The organism is Psychrobacter sp. NG25 (assembly GCF_015234355.1).
Lineage (GTDB): Bacteria > Pseudomonadota > Gammaproteobacteria > Pseudomonadales > Moraxellaceae > Psychrobacter.
In genome coordinates this window covers 68,992-87,033 of sequence record NZ_JADGMV010000009.1, presented here as the reverse complement: position 1 = coordinate 87,033, position 18,042 = coordinate 68,992, and the positions used below count along the sequence as shown (strand labels likewise).

Sequence of the window (18,042 nt, the reverse complement as noted above, 5' to 3'; positions counted from 1 at the left end):
TGACCTGCAAAATTTATAATAGAAAAAGAAAGCCCTAAAAATCGGCTTTGGGAATTAGATTTAAAATACTGCTATTAGCATTTCTATTAACATTGTTATTAATACTGTTATTAAAGTTGCTATTGAAGTCGCTTTTAGGGTAGCTATTGGTTTTACTAATGTCGCTCATTATAGAGATAAAGGGCTAAAAAAAACCAAAAACATGGCAAAGTCTGTTAAATTTGTCTAACCACTTACCAAATACGCAAGATAAAAGCAGTCTGATTAAAGATTGTATCGACTGGCTGTATTTTTATCTATGACCTCAACTTTGTCACATCGCTATTACTAATGTGCTGAGCTAATGGTTTTTGATTGACGTATTTTGTTGTGTATATTAATAAGAGTATGAGAAACTGTTCTTGTCTGGCTACTATATCGTTGAGAGCAGTAGTATAGATATTTGAAGTTATTGAACTATTTAGTAAATTGTATTTAGCAAATGAGGATGATATGGCAATACGAAGGATTAAAGCATTTTTTGAGTTTGAGGCGGCAGGTGGTATTGTCTTAGCATTGGCTGCTATTGCTGCAATGATTATTGCTAACTCCCCTCTTAATACGTGGTATGAAGGCTTTATCCATGCCCCTGTTGCTATCCAAATCGGTGAATTTGCTATCGCTAAAGACGCGCATCACTGGATCAACGATGGTCTGATGGCGATTTTCTTTTTCTTAGTTGGCCTTGAGCTCAAACGTGAAGTCTTAATTGGCGAGCTATCTAACGTCAAACAAATCATACTACCAGCGGGTGCGGCATTGGGCGGCATGATTGCCCCCGCTATCGTTTACCTACTCTTTAACTATAATGAGCCTGAGTTCTGGAAAGGATGGGCGATTCCTGCGGCCACAGATATTGCATTTGCGCTTGGTATCTTAAGCTTATTAGGCAACCGCGTTCCCAACTCCCTAAAAGTATTCTTGGTATCGATTGCTATCTTTGATGATATCGGTGCGATTTTGATTATCGCTTTATTTTATACCAGTGATTTGTCCTTACAGTCATTGGCATTAGCCGCGTTATGTCTGCCTTTCTTATATATCCTTAATCGCCGCAATGTCACTAGTATCACGCCTTATCTACTCATCGGTGTGATTATGTGGGTCGCCGTACTCAAGTCTGGCATTCATGCTACCTTGGCTGGTGTGGTCTTAGCACTATTTATACCTATGTTTGACCGCACGGATCCTGAGCACTCTCCGCTTGAGGAGTTAGAGCACGATCTTCATAATACCGTTGCCTTTGGTATCTTGCCATTATTCGCATTTGCAAACTCAGGCATATCACTCAAAGGTGCAGGATTGGCGGAATTGTTCCACTCTGTCCCGCTCGGTATCGCTGCTGGTCTATTCATCGGTAAGCAAGTTGGTGTCATGGTCATGTGCTGGTTAATCTTTAAACTTGGCATCTCAACGATGCCTAGAGGCATGAACTATAAGCAGGTTTATGGCGCTGCTTTACTATGCGGTGTGGGCTTTACCATGAGTTTATTCATCGGTGGCTTAGCATTCGCTGGCGATACTGCCATGTTCGATGAGCGCTTAGGTATCATCATGGGTTCAATCGTTTCAGGTATTGCCGGTTACATCATGCTCAAAGTCAGTTTAAAAGACAATGTAAGTGGTACGTCAGTTGATTTGACTCGCCCGCATTGATAATAAGGTAAGCCACTTAAGAGCGATACAGCGAATAAGTGGCTCATTGCCCAAGCCTTTAAGGTGTTTTGGCTTAAGAGTTTTTTAGCTTAAGGGTTTTCTACTTAAAAATGTTCTGACTTCAGGATATTAAAATTCAGGCACATCGCTATAGGAGACAAGGGTGCGACGGTTTATAAAGCGACTCTCATCAAGTATGGCTATCATTGGTAGCATTTCTCTACTATCAGGATGTGCCACCCTCTCTAAACAAGAATGCCTCATCGGCGACTGGCAGGCTATCGGCTATAATGATGGCGTCGCAGGCTATCAATCAGACCGCTTAGCATCACATGCCAAAGCCTGTGCCAAGGCCAACGTGGCTCCTGACTATCAAGCATGGGAGCGCGGTCGCCAGTTAGGGCTCAAACAATACTGCATCACTGATAACGCCTATAACCTTGGTAGACGTGGACGCAAGCTCAATAATGTCTGTCCAGTCGCCATAGCGAGTACGCTACAACAAGCCAACCAGCGTGGTTTAGATTACTATACGTTAGAGAATCAACTAGATAGTGATAAAAGACTGTTAGAAGAATACCAAGAAGAATTCGATAAATTGGAAGGTGGTGCGATGCTAGGCTTTGCCAATGAAAAAGAGGCACGTGCACGTTTACTATTACTCGCTGATGAGCGACGCCAAATCAAACGTCGTATCGATAACACGCAAAGGCAATTGGACTCATTAAATCAGAAGAATAGACATTAGGGCGTGATGAGAAAGTCCAACCATAACGGCACTTGATAAATATGGATTCAATCGATATCAATAAAACAGTAACTGATAGCATCTCACCTCATAAGCAGCCGTCAGTAGAATCTTATCTACGTCATGGGCGTACCACTGCGATAGATGACCACAGCGACCTACAAGTCCTAAAGCGCATCAAACGCTATTTATTACCCAAAAACTTTGTCATCTCGCAAGACCTACTAGATGAGATAGTCGCAGGTTACGATGTTGGCGACCCACTGGCAGATGCATTGGCTAATGATGGTATCCGTTTTGCAAAGCCATTACAGCAACTAATCATCGATGGAAAAGTAGATAATAACCTTGTACAAAACCCCTCATTCAATACGCTAACGGCGCAATTTGGTAGCCATCCTGATTGGTTCGATCCCAAGCTGGCGCAAGTTGGTGCGGTTGCCTATCGCCGTTACCCACTCATGCTCATTTGGCTATTGCGCAATGTCGCATTGATGGCAGGCTATAGCATCCCTGCGCTGTCTTTACCACTGATTCAGACTGGCGCATTGATGCACGATGCCCTACCTCGCCTGATGCGCACCTATGCCTACATACTGGCCGTCTCTGAACATCCACGGTCGAGCATGAGCAATGACCAAAAACCTATTGATGAAGTGCTAGCTCTTGGCTCTGAAGGCTGGCGACAGTCTATCAAGGTGCGTCAAATCCATACCTTAGTACGGCAGAATCTACTGAAAGGTAAAGGTAATGCTGTCACTGGCGTCATAGCAGAGGTAGATCAGCACCGTAATCCTGATGGCAGCTGGAATACTGATTATTGGGGCATTCCCATCAATCAAACCGACATGATTGCCACGCATTTACAGTTCTCATTATTGATTATGCGCGGACTGCGACTACTGGGTGCACGCATCAGCACCGAAGAAGCGGAAGGGATTTTGCATTTATGGAATCTGGCCAGCTACTGGATGGGCGTTGATTTGGATCGCTTGCCAAAAGATGAGGCCGCCTGTTGGGAGTGGCTCTATACCTACCTCTCTATCCAACAACTTGATTTTAAGATGGGACAGCCACTGGCAAAAGCGTTACATGACTTACCACGCCAGCTTATGGGTGAGGACAATAGACGTGGACGCTTCGTTGAAATGGTCAATGCCAGCGTGACACGTACGTTGGTTGGTGATGATATTGGTGATGGGCTAGATTTACCGAAATCTAAGATACGTTTTGGTGTCTTGTCTTCAGTACCGATTCTTTTTGCGCTGGATACCGCACGTCAGCACAATCAGAGTGTTGCTAAAAAACTAGAAGCATTCCGATTCAAACGCCAAGATAATATGAACTGGTGGCTAAAGAAAAATGATGACTACTATAAGTAAATAATCACAATATAGTCGGTTCAATATAATTTGGATACAAGGAAGGCGAGTGAAAGTACTACAGCTAGTAGACTAAGCGAGACTGACACCGTATCCAATTTATAGAGGATCGACTATAACCTTGTGTCTTGTATACGGTAGTACCAGTCGAGCTGCCGATCAAAGCCTGTTTCTAATAAGCTAGCAATCACTCGACCTGTTAGACCCCATACCGTTTCACCATCCACTTGCCAGCTGGGCGTGAGAATGGTCGCCTTTTCATCTTGCATTGCATACTCCACTGCGTACTCCACAGTAGGCTGAGTGACTAAAGATTCAAAGTCTGCCCAAAAAATGCGTGAGATTTCTCCAGGTTCTGGCACCAATATCAGATCTGGGGCAATGAGCGCAACGATAGGTCTGACACTCATACCGCTTTTAGAGGTCTGAATAGGCAGTTGGCCGATCAGTTGGACTTTATTAGACGGTAGTGCCGTCTCTTCACAGGCTTCACGTAAAGCTGTGATGACATTATTGCCATCGCCCTGATCATGTTTACCGCCCACACAAGACACCTCGCCCGCATGACTGTTCATATGAGCAGCCCGAAGCGTCAATAACAACTTAGGACGACGCTCATGAGTAATGGCTACCAATACTGAGGCATCCGCAATCGGCGTTTGATACAGGCTGTCTAAGAGACGAGCACTGTGAGAACCCTGATAAGAGTCAGGCATTATTGAACCAGTAACGGTATTTAAAGTTTCACGTTGCACCCGCTCAGCCAGCCTTCTGAGCGTGGGATAACGAATAAAGGTTGGCACAGCGACTGAAAATTCATCCAAACTTACAGACTGTGGTGGAAGTAGCATTATAATTGCCCTATGTTTTTATCAGTATTCATAATCGTCACGATAAGTTTATCTCTTTTATTGTTAGTCGATGTTAGCGCAATATACGTTATCACTGCACATGCTTTATGTGACCGCAGCTCCTTATATAAGGTATTCGCAAGTACATAGTAAGAATATCAAAATTAATCAGCTACAAACGGGCTGTTTTTACGAGCACTGCTAGTACGACAAAATTTGTGTTATCTTAGACTGAAGCACGGCGACTATAAGCGAGTCCAAACAGTTTAAATAAAAGACAGCCAAATGCTAATAGTGGTGAACGCGATGATCTAGCCAATGTAAAACAGTTTGGCTATAAATGGTTTAACCATAAACGGATTGGCCATAAATGAAAACAAGATGGGCTATCAGCCTACAATAAGAATGATAATTCTTAAAATAATGACATCTTTTTCTTATCTATTTTTTATTCCTACTATCATTATACAAGGCAGTTGATATGAGCTATTGTCTCCAATGCGGTCATAAAGCAGAACGAAAGATACCACCTACAGATAATATACCGCGCTTGGTATGCCCAAACTGCAACTATATTCATTACGAGAACCCAAAGGTTATTTGTGGTTCACTTGTCGTACATAAAAACAGAGTACTGCTATGTCGCCGTGCCATTGAGCCTCAATACGGTTTATGGACGTTACCAGCTGGTTTTATGGAAAACGGTGAAACCATGGCAGAAGGCGCTGCACGTGAAAGCTATGAAGAGGCTGAAGCAGTCGTTATCAATCCACACTTATACTGCCTATATGATATTCCAGATATCGGGCAAATATACTCTATTTATTTAGCTGATCTCAAAGACGGTGCTTATGGAATTGGCTCTGAAAGCCTTGACTCGGCTTTGTTTGCCGAAGAAGATATTCCATGGGATGAGATTGCTTTTGAAGCCATACGTCGCACTCTAAAAAGCTATTTTGAAGACCGCAAGCAATTCGATGACCATGCTGACTTCCCTATACATCAAGATCATATCGGCAAAGACCAAAGTATCAAACGTTTTTAAACGTCGGCTCAACAACCCGTCTATCTGTTAAAAACCGCTATCTCGAATAGAAATAGCGGCTTTTTATTGCCTAACACTTTAATCGCCTTACAAAACTTATCATGTCTTCCACAACCTTTGCATGTACCACAAACTATAAAAAATGACGGCATAATGAATAATTAAGGTAACAATTCCCACCACTGCCATTACTTTATGCATGCCACTATCATGAATGTCTACCCATGTGATATTGATATTCATACTTGTTATAAGTACATTCATATTTAGTACAAACATAACCACTGATACAGCGGTAATCATCAGCACAGAGAGAACGGCAATACGACCACATTCAGCCTTGTCCAACCCTCGATGTTGACGCTTACGAAATAAAAACGTCACTGCCATATTTAGCACAGCAATGATAGCAACGGTTAAAAGCACACCGCCCACTATAAAATCCAGTTGATTCAAGACATACGTCAACAGCACATAGCTAAGTGCATAAAAAACAGCATACACTAACAAGCTTTTATAAGATTTGGTGTACTCAGTCACTTCTATGATGGGTTTATTTGCCAAGTTGATTCCTATTAATTAACTGCTAATACAAAATAGCCCCATCTTAAATTACTTGCAGCCAAAATAAAAGCAGACAATATTTTAGTATTGTCTGCCTGTTTAATGCTCACTATCAAGATCTGGCTTTCATTTAAAGATTTCTTATACAAAAAGCGATATTAGCTCTTTATTTTACAAACGTTAAAGCCAAGATTTTTAACGGCCTCTTCTTTATCATAAGGCGCCAATACCGCACGCGCATGCTTCTGCCCTTGCAGATATTGCTTGGCAACGCGCTGTAAATCAGCAACCGTCACTGACAATATTGACGCACGCATTTTACGCTGCCAATCGACACCGCGATGATGCAGATTCGCAAAGCACGCTTTGACAGCCTCACCAGCTGGAGAACCCGGCTTATCCATACCTGAGATAATACCTAAGATGGCTTCTTCTAGCTGCTCGTCGGTCTGAGGTTCATTCAATAACCATTCGATACTGGCATCAAAGTGAGCAAAGGTCTCAGCACACTGCGGATCACGATAGCTAAAGAATTTAAAGGCACACGCATTGGCATCGTAACCCGCACCGCCACCATAAGCACCACCGCGCTCACGAATCGCACTGTGCAAATAGCCGTTGCGTAAGTAAGGCGCCAATACCATCAATGCTGCCGTGTCAGGATGGTCGGCTGCTGGAACGGTATAAGCACTGGCATTATGATAGACGTTGGTTGGTACTAACCAAGCCAAATCCTCAACATCGAGCACGTCGTTTTTAACATCGTCGCCACTCTCTAACGCCTTAACCGTATCAGTCACACCATTCAGCGCTGTATCAAGTTGCAAGTCTGCAAACTCGCTCGGGATACTGTCTTCAATACTCGTATCAGAACTACGGAGCTGCTTGGCAATCTTTGGCGCTTGGCTGTCTTTCCAACTATCGACAATCAAACCGCTTAAGCGTTCGCTTTGCTCGGCTTCACAGATGATAACGGCGTGCTTAGGCAAGCTGATCAAACGTTGATGTAAATCCATCAAGCTGGTGGCCAATTTATCCCACTGTGCATCATCCGTACTGGCGTGGGTCAAGAAGTCTTTTAGCGCGTTTAATGCTGGTAGACCGCTGCGTACATATTCTAACTGTGCTTGACGACTCATACCACGACTGGCGGTTTGCATGGCATAAGAATGCCCAGAACCTGCAAGGTTTGACTGCCAACCTGCTTGACGCTGCTGCAAAATTTCTTTGATACGGTCATGCTCAGAAAAGATACTGTGCTCCATGACTTCTTTGAGCAAATCAATCGCTTCGGGCTTACGATTAAGCGCACGCGTTGCCACAACGAAATAACTGCTAATCGCTTGGCTATCATCAACATTGGTACGTTGGCTAATACGAGCGGTCACACCAGAAGAATGCGCCGCTTGCTTGGCTTGCATTTCATGAGCACTTAGCGTGTCCGTCCCTAACTCTGACAACAGACTTAAATAGATAGGCAATAATGGATGATTAATCACGTCATTGACTGGCAGCTCATCACTGTTAGCTTTACCAATCGCATCGGTCAACGGGATGATCACTTGATAGTAATAGATACCATTAGTACCCGCTTCATATTCAAATAAAGTGCTTTCTTGCCCGCTCAAACTTACCTGCTTTTGCGTACCTTGCTTAAAGCTAATATCCGTTGGTACGTCTTCTAGACCTACCTTTGGCAATAAGCTCAAATCATCTGGCGCGGCTTGACGTGCTGCTAAATCCAATGCCTGTTTGTGCAAGATATCTTTGTCATCGGCGGTCAAATCCATCTCAATAGTATCCAGACGCGTCTGCTCAGCGGCGGCAAGACGGGCTGTTTTTTCGCTATCAGGGGTCAATGTGACACGGACACGATGCTGATTGTCTAACAGATGGGTTTTGATTAAATTCGGTAGCCACTGTGCATCTTTTACTTGCTCGCGCAGCCACTGCAAATGCTCATCAACTTCCCATACATCGATAGGATTACCATCATGAATGGCGGTACTAAACCCTTCTAGCATCAAGTTCAGACCATAAGGAATGCTATCACCGCCGATATGACGCTGATCAATCTCGATTTGGTGCAAAATAGTTTCGATGGTTTCGTCATCGACTGGCGAGCTAGCCACTTCCGTGAGTAAATCAATAATGCCTTGTTCTACTGCTTCGGCATGCTCAGGGTTTGATCCGCGTAGACCCGTATAAAAGGCCATCTCGTAATGACTGTCATCGAGTCCCAATAGCGGGCTTGGTGCCTTACCCAGTAGATGGCTGTCAAGATAGGCACGCAGTGGTGAGCCAGCATGCTCAACCAATACGCCTTCTAATAAACGTAATGCCAAACGCTGCTTAGGATCAGTAATCGATGGTAATAACCACGCCACGACATGATGGGTTTGATCAGGGCCAGCTTCATCAGCTGTATAAGTATCTACCGCGCTAACGGGTGCAGACAAACGCTGCTCTGGACGCGATACGTGTTTTTTGCCCGCTTCAAACTGAGTCAAAGCATCTTCGTGTATTTTGGCTTGGGTTTCAGCAACTGGAATATTACCAAAGCTCATAATCACGCTGTTCGATGGATGGTAATGACTTTGATGAAACTCAACCAACTCAGTATGGGTCAAGTCTGGGATCTCGGCAGGATCACCGCCTGAATTATAGTGATACGTCGTCGTTGGGAACAAATGATGAGCAACCGTATGATACAACTGGTCAATCTCACCGCTCATTGCGCCTTTCATCTCGTTAAAGACGATACCCTTAAATTGCGGCTTGTCATTTTCATCTAACTCAACACGGATGCCCTCTTGAGCAAAGTCGAGCGGATGAATACTAGGGAAAAACGAGGCGTCAAGATAGACAGCAAGCAAGTTGAAATAGTCGTTTTTGTTTTGCGTTGCATAGGGATAAGCTGTCCAATCAGCAGCGGTCATCGCATTCATAAAGGTATTGAGCGAACGTTTAATCATTGAGAAAAACGGATCACGGACAGGAAATTTTTCAGAGCCACATAGCGCCACGTGCTCTAAGACATGAGCCTCCCCTTTTGAGTCCATTGGCTGTGTGCGAAAGCCAACCAAAAAAGCATTTTCGTCACTTGGATGCGCCAAATGATAATGCATTGCGCCTGTTTTGACGTGTTGGCTGATCAATACATCCATCGACAGCGCGTCAATGTGGCGGTGTTCAATCAACTCAAATGCAGGGTGCAAAGTTAAATCTGCAGTAAATAACGTGTCGGTCATAATTGTCCTTATGGATTGCCCAGTTTTATCTAAATATGCCATTTAACCTATCAATGAAGTCATCAGCGATAAAATAAAATTAGGGTAAACAATAGATAAATATTGATGGTGAATGTAATACTTATCGTAGGGTCTTTTTTATATGGTGGTCATATAAAAATATTGTGAGTATTATTGTGATTAACCTATGAGTAATATTCAAATTTAATGGCAGGTATCAATACATCATCTCAAATGACAGCGATACGCCTGTATAAATTAAAAAGAATTTGCCTAACGGAAATAGATGGGGTTCGCACGGTCATAAGTCAAGCCAGCCATCTGGCAATAATAGATAGCTTTGCCGACTTTTTACTAAAAGCCTTCTTGTTAAAGCCTCTGTGCTCAAATCTCAGTTATCAAAACTTTCATTGTTAAAACATTAGTTATCGAAACCTTTTTTGTTAAGACCGTTCTAACAAAGCGTTGTATCAAAACCGAAAGCACCTTATCCAGTCATTCCCACAATTAAATAGTGGTTTTAGCCCTTAACAAAGGCGTGCGTCACTGTTACTATAAAGTTAACTACTAATTAGGAGCACCTGATGAGCTACCGACATGTTTTATTAGTGACAGACTTATTGCCTGATGCGAACGAAGTTGCTCTAAAAGCCAAGCGCATCCTTGCAGGCTCTCCTGAAGCGAGACTGTCAGTCTTACATATCGTTGAGGATGATATGGTACGCTTTGGGTATGAGTTAGTACCTGCCTCTAGTCTATCGGGTGATGTCGATGGCGAGCACTGGCAAGAAGCTCGAGCAAAGTTAGCACAGTTCTTAGAGTACAATGAGCTCAATGCAGCCAACTCTGAGGTGACTGCCGCCATCTCCAACAGCAAAGGCATTGTCAATTACTGCCAAGAAAAGGCCGTCGATTTACTCATTATCGGACGCCATGAGCGCCACGGTATTGCCGCTTGGTTGATGGGAGCAACGGCAGACAGTATATTGCCAAACGTGCCTTGCGACAGTCTAGTAGTGAAGCTCGATCAGCCTGTACCAGAGTAGTCAATTATTTAGGCAATGACAGCCCAGAACTACTTAACAGCAACCATAGGTAGTGCTATAGTGAAGACTACCTGCCACGAGGAATCGCTCATGAGTTATCAACATATATTACTGGTTACCGACTTGTTATCTGATGCTGACGTGGTCGCCCAAAAGGCCAAACGTATCGTCGATAACCGTCCTGGCTCTAAATTATCGGTACTGCATATTGTCAAAGATACAATGGTTGGTTTTGGCTATGAGCTGGTGCCAGCCTCTAGCTTATACGATGAGATTGATGATGAACGCTGTCAAGAAGCTCGAGCCAAACTAGCAGAATTTTTGGAACGCAACCAATTAAATGCCGTTACGTCTGAAGTAACCACTGCTATCTCGAATAGTGAAGGTATCGTCAACTATTGTCATAAGCACGATGTAGATTTATTGGTCATCGGTCGTCACGAACGCCATGGTATTGTCGCTTGGTTAAGCGGTGCCACTGCAGATAACATCTTACCAAACGTGCCTTGTGATAGTTTGGTGGTTAGACTGGATAAACCTGTCTCAAAATAGCTTACATTTCAAAGTTTAGTTAATGAGGTTTAAACTAAGTGGCTTGTATTAAAAATAGGCCTTAATAAAGCGTTTCATAGCATATGTTATGGAGCGCTTTTTATTATCTATTTTCAACCTTTCAATCATTACCTTGCAGTCGTTACTCTGATGTCAAAATATCAATAAACGTCTGCCAAATAGGACTTTGATGGCGAGCTTTGTGCCAGACTAGCCACCATGTCCGTGACAGATCGATTCCTGCCACATTCACTTGTACTAATGTACCTGCTGCCAGCTCTGGATCAATCACATACTGCGACAGACAACCCAACCCAATATCGGCACTGACCATATGCTTGATGGCTTCTGATTGTTGAATCGCCATAATGACGTCCGCATCGGGTAAATGCTTTAGCAACTGCTCATCGATGATCTGCCGCGTACCTGAGCCTGTCTCTCGCACCAGTAATGGCAATCGTGCCAGTTGTTCAATACTAAGCTCGTAGCAATCGCCCGCATCATTATAGGATGCTATATCTACTAGCCACTGACTATCACGCTTGGCAAATATCATTAATTTGTCCGTTCGCCATTCTCGTTGTTCAATGGCTTTCATATCTGTCGGACGCGGCATCCCTTCTACTAGGGCAATATCGATATTGAGTTGCTCAACCTCAGCGACCACTTCTTGGGTATTGGCAATATAGGTGTTCACACTCGCATCTGGCAGTGCTTTATATAATTTAGCCAGCAGCGGTGGCAATACATAATTGCCTATGGTAGTACTCGCACCAATATGAATCTGTCCTGCTTGGTGCTTATGATAATGCTCAAGCGTTAATGACTGCCCCAAGATTGCTTGCGCTTGTATATAAATGGGATGGGCATTCGGGTGCTGATTGAGCCGACGACCAACGCGCTCAAACAACGGCATTTGCAATCTGGATTCCAGCTCAGTCAACGCGCTACTGACGGCTGACTGTGATAAATGCAGCTCTTCACTGGCACGGCTGGTGCTGCCCGTCTGATAAATACTCACAAATACCGCCAATTGCTTTAGCGTAATCTTCGGTAGCGTCTGCATCGCTTTTTTCATTAGTTCATGATGCCTTATGTCAGTTTTTAGCCTATTTTCTTTGCTATACCTATCTTGGTTCAATCTTAATATCTTTTTTATTAACCTTAGACAATCATAACTAACCCAAAAAATCGATAGTTCGTATCTTATCAATCTGTTTTTATTATAAATCAGCTTATCTTATACTGTCTATTCATAAGTTTATGCTTATTTCGATTAGCGATAATAGGATAGGTCTGTCATGCATACTTTTGCCCACTCAGTAAATCGTTACTTTCCAAGCAATCGGCACTTAGCAGGATTGGTCGTGGTGCTGGTCGGTAGCTTATTTTGTTTATGGCTTAATACTGGTCTAGACACTTGGTCGAACGGGCGCATCGTCGGATTATCTTCTTTAACATTGGCGATTTTGTTCGGTATGCTGTTGGGCAATACGGTGTATCCTAGTTTCGCTGAGCAGCTAAATGCTGGCGTATGCTTTGCCAAAGGTCAAATCTTGCGCTTAGCGATTATGTTTTATGGGTTTAAGCTGACGATGACTCAAGTGGCTAGCGTGGGTATGCCAGCGATTATGACCGATGCACTGGTACTGATATCGACCTTTCTACTGACTTATTGGCTAGGCACGAGATGGCTGAAAGTCGATAAAAAAACGACTCTATTGATTGGCTCAGGCGCTAGTATTTGCGGAGCAGCCGCAGTCATTGCCGCAGAGCCAGTGGTCAAAGCAGAAGCACATAAAGTCACTATTGCTGTGGCTACAGTAGTTGTCTTTGGCACTATTGCGATGCTGCTCTATCCATTTTTATATCATCTCGGTTGGTTGCAGCCTTGGCTAAATGCTCAACAATACGGCATCTATACTGGCTCAACCATACACGAAGTCGCTCAAGTCGTGGTCGCAGGTAACGCGATCAATCCTGAGGTCGGTAATACAGCTGTCGTGACCAAAATGATACGCGTCATGATGCTCGCCCCTTTTCTACTGATTTTATCTTTTGCGTTGACCAAAGGCAGCAACGATCATGGCAATAAGCCTTCCATCATGAGCCGTATTCAACAAGTCAATGTGCCATGGTTCGCCTTTATTTTTATTCTTATTGTTGTATTGCACACATGGATGCCGATGTCTGACAGCTTTGAGCGAAGCATGGTCAAGTTTGATGATATATTGCTGACGATGGCTATGTTTGCACTGGGATTGACGACTCATCTGAGCGCGATTAAACAAGCTGGCGTGAAGCCACTCATCTTGGGGGCTATTATGTTTGCTTGGTTAATCATCGGCGGTGGCCTGATTAATATTGGTATTAGCTCTATTTGATAGATTCACTTCTTCAGCGCTACGCTAGCCTCAATCTCTAACGCCCCATCCTTCACCACACTCTCTAAAAACAGAAATGCCTACGACTATCGAAATAGTACGTAGGCATTTTTGATTCTATATTTTGATGTAAAAGCCATTTGATATTTAATGACTCATATCAAATGACAAATGATAGACGAAAAAAAACGAACCCGAAGGTTCGCTTTTCTACATCTATTCATCTATCTGTCTATAAAGACAAATTAGATAGCAACGATGTTATGTGCTTGTGGGCCTTTTTGACCTTGAGTTACAGTGAACTCAACTTCTTGGCCTTCAGCTAAAGTTTTGAAGCCTGAACCAGTGATTTCGCTGTAATGAGCAAAAACGTCTGCGCCAGTTTCTGGAGCGATAAAACCGAAACCTTTAGCTTCGTTGAACCACTTAACTGTACCTTTTTGAACGTCTGACATAATATAATCCTACTTTTAAATTTATTAATGGCCTAGTGACCGGTAACGCTTGCAAATAGCTACTGAACGATAAATATTAAAACGAAGGATTATAACTAATACTACGAGGTAATGATTTGGTGCAGAACTGCTCTTAAGCTTGGGCATATTATAAGTCGAACATCCTGATTTCGCAAGTCCTATCTGAGATTTCGTGTAACTGGAGGCCTTTTTTCGCTGTTTTTTGTCCTATTTTCACTGTTTTTTAGGCATTTGGTAATCGGAACAAATACACCGCTACCCCACTACAGACCGCCGCTACCGCCCATGCCATCCACATCATATCAGCAGGTAAACGATAAAATAACATAGACGTCGATATTGCCATCATTATCGTCGCTAACCACTTGGCATAGTAAGGGACTGCATGATTATTTTCCCAATCACGGACAAACTTCCCAAAAAACTTATGATTAATGAGCCAAAAATGAAAACGTCTTGAGCTACGCGCCCAGCACCCTGCTGCTAGCAATATAAATGGCGCGGTGGGCATCACTGGTAGTAACGCCCCCACTATTCCCAATACAAAAAACAGCCAGCCTAACGTCAAAAAAAGCCAACGTACGGTAGGGCTCTTCGATTGATTGGTCTTGGGACGGTGATAAAACGTTTTTTTTGATTGAGTCATAGAAGTCATGTTTTTAGACAATACGGCGATAAAGGCAAGCAGCTACTGATTTATAAGATAGCTACCTATATAGGTAAGTAAGCATGCAATACCACCGAAAGCGATACAAGACTATTTTTGCGAGGTTTTTGCTATAAATAGGTAGGTTTGGTTAATGATGGGTAAATAAACAACCAAACCTATCTCTTGCGTTATCTTTATGGATACCTATCTAGGTATTTATCGACTGGTTATTAGGGCGTGTCTTCATTTCAAAAATGGTGATAAAAATGAGATAAATTGCCGTCAAATGAGGAAAATAGTGCAGATAATATCGGGATATTAACCAGCTATTTGACGATGTTTGACAAAATTTAGCTGTTTTTAGCCCATTTAGATAACTATCGAGTGGATTGAAGATATGCCCTAGTTACCGCCAATCACTATCCCAAGCTGCTTGGCTTCTTTTAGCCACATTGGGAACTCTTCTAGCATGTTTTCATACAAGGCTTCTTCGCTGATATCATCCAAATCATCTAGTTCAAAAAAGTCGCAATTATCAATCACGCGCCCTGCCATGTCGTCTAGTTTTTTTAGGATGCCATAACCACGACCACCCAAGCCCACAAACTGCCAGAATATCGGCAGTTTCGCGGCTTCCGTCATGACTCTAGTGATACCGCGATTGTCATTCACCCCGCCATCACTGATAAATAGCACGTAGACAGGCACATCCAAGCCGTCCTTTTGATAAAACTCAGTGACTGCTTTCATGACCTCTGCTTCGTTGTTGATGCGCGGGCCAAGTGCCCATTTGCGCCAGCCGCCATGAGCGTTGTCAATGAAACCGTCATAGTTGCTCAGCCCAATCTCACCCAAGTACTGCGGATCTCGTGCAAACGCCCAGCAGTCTAGCGCTTGGTCGTCATCGAAGCTCACTGCCAATGGCAATATGCGGTTGACTACCTCTTGCACGCGGCCTTTTTTGTACTGTCTGTTCATTGAGCCTGAGGCATCTAACACCAACGCTACCTTTGCCGTTAATTGCTGCAATTGGCGTTTTTCAAGCGATATTGTGGCTTTTTTGGCCAGATTGACGAGTTTAGGCGCCTTGTCTAGCATGACCTTTTCAAGCGATGGTTTTGCTTGAACTGGCGCTGCGGTCGGCTCGAGTACTTGTGGGCTGCCCTCTTCTACGTCACCACCGAAATGCTGCACGATGGCGGCAAGTCCACCATTAAATCCTTGCGCAACGTTGGATACTCGCCAAACGCCACTTTTACGATAAAGTTGCATCAGCATACTGGCTTGCTGCTGGGCAAAGTCTGCTGCTTGATATTCTGCCTGTGCTTTTTGCGATTGTTGCCAAATACCAATCTCTAACGATTGAATTTGATTCAGCGGGGTGTCGGCTGATAATACGAAAAATAAACTGTCTATATTCGCAGCCAATTTGGATAAATTGACTTCAAACTCGGCTTGGATACCTTTATTTGCCGTTGGCTGCGACTCGTAATGGGTGAGCTTGATTTGCCCGCATGGAGAGGTTGGCTGATTATAAAACACCATGTAATCATCGTTGATCAGTTTGCCCGCTGCGTCTAAGGCAAAGCAGCTAATGTCCATCTCTATTGGGCTTTGACGAGTGAACTTAAGCGTGATTGGTGCGGTATCGTCAATAGCAAGATTGCTTAGAGGCGCGCGTTGTCCGACGGTGAGATGGTTCATGGTGTTCCTTATACAAATTAAATATTATTGTTATAGAATTTTATACTACTGTTTAATGCTGCGTATTTCTTTTAACTGCAACAACTGTTTGCCAAATTAAGACTCCAAACCATATAAAGAAAAGTAGACTTATAAACTCAAAACCTTGTTTAGCTTCTAATAATTTATTAAAAGGAATAATCACCTTCGACCCTTCATTAGCATAATAAGTTACTGTATCAAACCAAGAGACAGCTCTATCACCTCCTATTATATTCACTAAATTTAACGTCTTAATTACCCATTCGTTTTGATGTATAAGAAGATGAACATATAATGCTACAGATGCACATAAGATTAATATCGGCCAAACATAATTGTTTCCAAATCCAGATATTACATAGTTAGCGTTTAAAACAAATCTTCTAAAAGGGTTTTTTATCCACTTTGTTTCTTTTCTATACTCCCTCATTTCATAGGTAAAAAAACGACTCGCCTCTATTTTTTTATTATTTTTTTCGAAAGAATTTTTTATTATTCTCAATGTCTCTCTATCTGTTCCCACTAAATTAATATTAGTATTTAAAAAATTAGGTTCTTGTTTTATGTTGGCACTAGAAAAATTTAAACCTGATTTAAATTTTGTATTTCTAAAATTAGAAAAATCTTTGAAGGTAGTATAGATAAAATCTGTTATATTTTCTTTTTTTCCATCACCAAATACCACATATTCAAATGCAGCAAATTCTTTGAAAATACTCTTACGAAACTTAGCTTTTATAAATGAACTTTTATATACATCAAAAATACCATCCACGTTAGAATTATCAAAATCAATATTTTTCACTGATGAATACTTTAACTCAAACTTCTTATTGAACTTACTATTCTTAATACATAGATCTTCTATAAACATAGAACTCTTTAGATTTGACAAATAATTTTTAACGTTAACTTTATCTGTACTTTTTTCTAAATCTATGCCATTTATAGAGAAATTAGAATCAAAAATACAGTTTTCTATTACTATTATTTTTATATATCTTATAGGGTATACACATAAATCATCATACTCTGTATTAGAGTAAAATTCTGAATTCGAGAAGAAAGGAAATTTGAAAGATGTATTAAATAGTTTCAAATTATTTATAAATACACAATCCAAAAATAAGCCTTTATAAATCTCCAACCTACCTATCGTCTCCCATCCAATTGTTACATCTTTCTCAAATACGCACTCAAAAAAAATAAAATTTTCATGATATGGTTTTACATTTATGCTTGGGATACTTTTCTGTAAGAAAATATCTTTTGTAAAACAACATTCATTAAATTCAGACCTTTCTATATATTTAGTTATATCAAATGTAATATTACAGAAATTCCACTTTACGGAATAAATATTTTTTATTATATCTTCAACTTTCTTACTTATTTTATAATTGGATGGAAAAGAAACTCTATCTATAATCAGCTCAACGCCTTCAATTAAAAGAAAATCTTCATAGTCAAAGTCTAAATTATTTTCTTTTAATTTACTTATGATCAAAAAATCAATGACATTAAACCTATTATTCTTGCATTCCCTGAAAGACTTATCTAAAGAATTACAGATAATTTTTATAAAAATATTTTCAAATTCTTCATTCTCATAATCTTCTGCAGAGCATTCCATGAATATCAACCTTTTATAAAAATCAGTATTTATAAACTAAA

General features: G+C 41.8%; 15 protein-coding genes. 7 read left to right on the top strand and 8 right to left on the bottom strand.

From position 1 onward, the window contains the following. Positions 1 to 492 precede the first annotated feature (492 nt). The 3 genes from nhaA (at position 493) to IPZ60_RS12905 (ending at position 3,825) form a co-directional block, all read left to right on the top strand. The gene (gene nhaA, locus IPZ60_RS12915) at positions 493 to 1,695 is read left to right on the top strand and encodes a Na+/H+ antiporter NhaA (RefSeq protein WP_194198148.1); all 1,203 of its coding nucleotides are present in this window, start codon (positions 493 to 495) and stop codon (positions 1,693 to 1,695) included. Positions 1,696 to 1,858: 163 nt separating this feature from the next. Then, on the top strand, positions 1,859 to 2,443 hold the full coding sequence (locus IPZ60_RS12910; protein WP_194198147.1) for a DUF2799 domain-containing protein: 585 nt from the start codon (positions 1,859 to 1,861) through the stop codon (positions 2,441 to 2,443). 41 nt (positions 2,444 to 2,484) lie between these two features. Next, complete coding sequence (locus IPZ60_RS12905) at positions 2,485 to 3,825, top strand: oxygenase MpaB family protein (protein ID WP_194198146.1); 1,341 nt, start codon at positions 2,485 to 2,487, stop codon at positions 3,823 to 3,825. 113 nt (positions 3,826 to 3,938) lie between these two features. Here IPZ60_RS12905 and IPZ60_RS12900 read toward each other — a convergent pair whose 3' ends face one another. Continuing rightward, a complete protein-coding gene (locus IPZ60_RS12900) occupies positions 3,939 to 4,676 on the bottom strand; it encodes a CoA pyrophosphatase (RefSeq protein ID WP_194198145.1) in 738 nt (245 codons plus the stop codon). Positions 4,677 to 5,157: 481 nt separating this feature from the next. On the opposite strand from IPZ60_RS12900, the gene IPZ60_RS12895 reads away from it, so the two are divergent. Continuing rightward, on the top strand, positions 5,158 to 5,721 hold the full coding sequence (locus IPZ60_RS12895; RefSeq protein ID WP_194198144.1) for an NUDIX hydrolase: 564 nt from the start codon (positions 5,158 to 5,160) through the stop codon (positions 5,719 to 5,721). Positions 5,722 to 5,820: 99 nt separating this feature from the next. On the opposite strand, the gene IPZ60_RS12890 is transcribed toward IPZ60_RS12895, so the two are convergent. Beyond that, positions 5,821 to 6,285, bottom strand: a complete 465-nt coding sequence (locus tag IPZ60_RS12890) for an ABZJ_00895 family protein (protein WP_194198143.1) — start codon at positions 6,283 to 6,285, stop codon at positions 5,821 to 5,823. A gap of 158 nt (positions 6,286 to 6,443) precedes the next feature. Next, a complete protein-coding gene (locus tag IPZ60_RS12885) occupies positions 6,444 to 9,536 on the bottom strand; it encodes an insulinase family protein (protein WP_194198142.1) in 3,093 nt (1,030 codons plus the stop codon). Between the two features lie 584 nt (positions 9,537 to 10,120). Between IPZ60_RS12885 and IPZ60_RS12880 the strand changes: the two genes are divergently transcribed. Beyond that, entirely contained in the window at positions 10,121 to 10,582 is a 462-nt protein-coding gene (locus tag IPZ60_RS12880) for a universal stress protein (RefSeq protein ID WP_194198141.1), read from the top strand. 90 nt (positions 10,583 to 10,672) lie between these two features. Next, the gene (locus tag IPZ60_RS12875; protein ID WP_194198140.1) at positions 10,673 to 11,134 is read left to right on the top strand and encodes a universal stress protein; all 462 of its coding nucleotides are present in this window, start codon (positions 10,673 to 10,675) and stop codon (positions 11,132 to 11,134) included. A 142-nt stretch (positions 11,135 to 11,276) separates the two neighbouring features. Here IPZ60_RS12875 and IPZ60_RS12870 read toward each other — a convergent pair whose 3' ends face one another. Beyond that, positions 11,277 to 12,212, bottom strand: coding sequence for a LysR substrate-binding domain-containing protein (locus IPZ60_RS12870; RefSeq protein WP_194198139.1), 936 nt, complete (start codon positions 12,210 to 12,212; stop codon positions 11,277 to 11,279). Positions 12,213 to 12,435: 223 nt separating this feature from the next. Here IPZ60_RS12870 and IPZ60_RS12865 point away from each other — a divergent pair, with 223 nt between their 5' ends. After that, complete coding sequence (locus IPZ60_RS12865) at positions 12,436 to 13,518, top strand: YeiH family protein (RefSeq protein ID WP_194198138.1); 1,083 nt, start codon at positions 12,436 to 12,438, stop codon at positions 13,516 to 13,518. A gap of 245 nt (positions 13,519 to 13,763) precedes the next feature. On the opposite strand, the gene IPZ60_RS12860 is transcribed toward IPZ60_RS12865, so the two are convergent. The 4 genes from IPZ60_RS12860 to IPZ60_RS12845 form a co-directional block, all read right to left on the bottom strand. Then, positions 13,764 to 13,973, bottom strand: coding sequence for a cold-shock protein (locus IPZ60_RS12860; RefSeq protein ID WP_045453470.1), 210 nt, complete (start codon positions 13,971 to 13,973; stop codon positions 13,764 to 13,766). A gap of 244 nt (positions 13,974 to 14,217) precedes the next feature. Then, positions 14,218 to 14,640: a YbaN family protein gene (locus IPZ60_RS12855; RefSeq protein ID WP_194198137.1), complete on the bottom strand. Its 423-nt coding sequence runs from the start codon at positions 14,638 to 14,640 to the stop codon at positions 14,218 to 14,220. A 405-nt stretch (positions 14,641 to 15,045) separates the two neighbouring features. Further along, on the bottom strand, positions 15,046 to 16,347 hold the full coding sequence (locus IPZ60_RS12850; protein WP_194198136.1) for a VWA domain-containing protein: 1,302 nt from the start codon (positions 16,345 to 16,347) through the stop codon (positions 15,046 to 15,048). Positions 16,348 to 16,399: 52 nt separating this feature from the next. Further along, positions 16,400 to 18,001, bottom strand: coding sequence for a hypothetical protein (locus IPZ60_RS12845; RefSeq protein ID WP_194198135.1), 1,602 nt, complete (start codon positions 17,999 to 18,001; stop codon positions 16,400 to 16,402). Positions 18,002 to 18,042 lie beyond the last annotated feature (41 nt).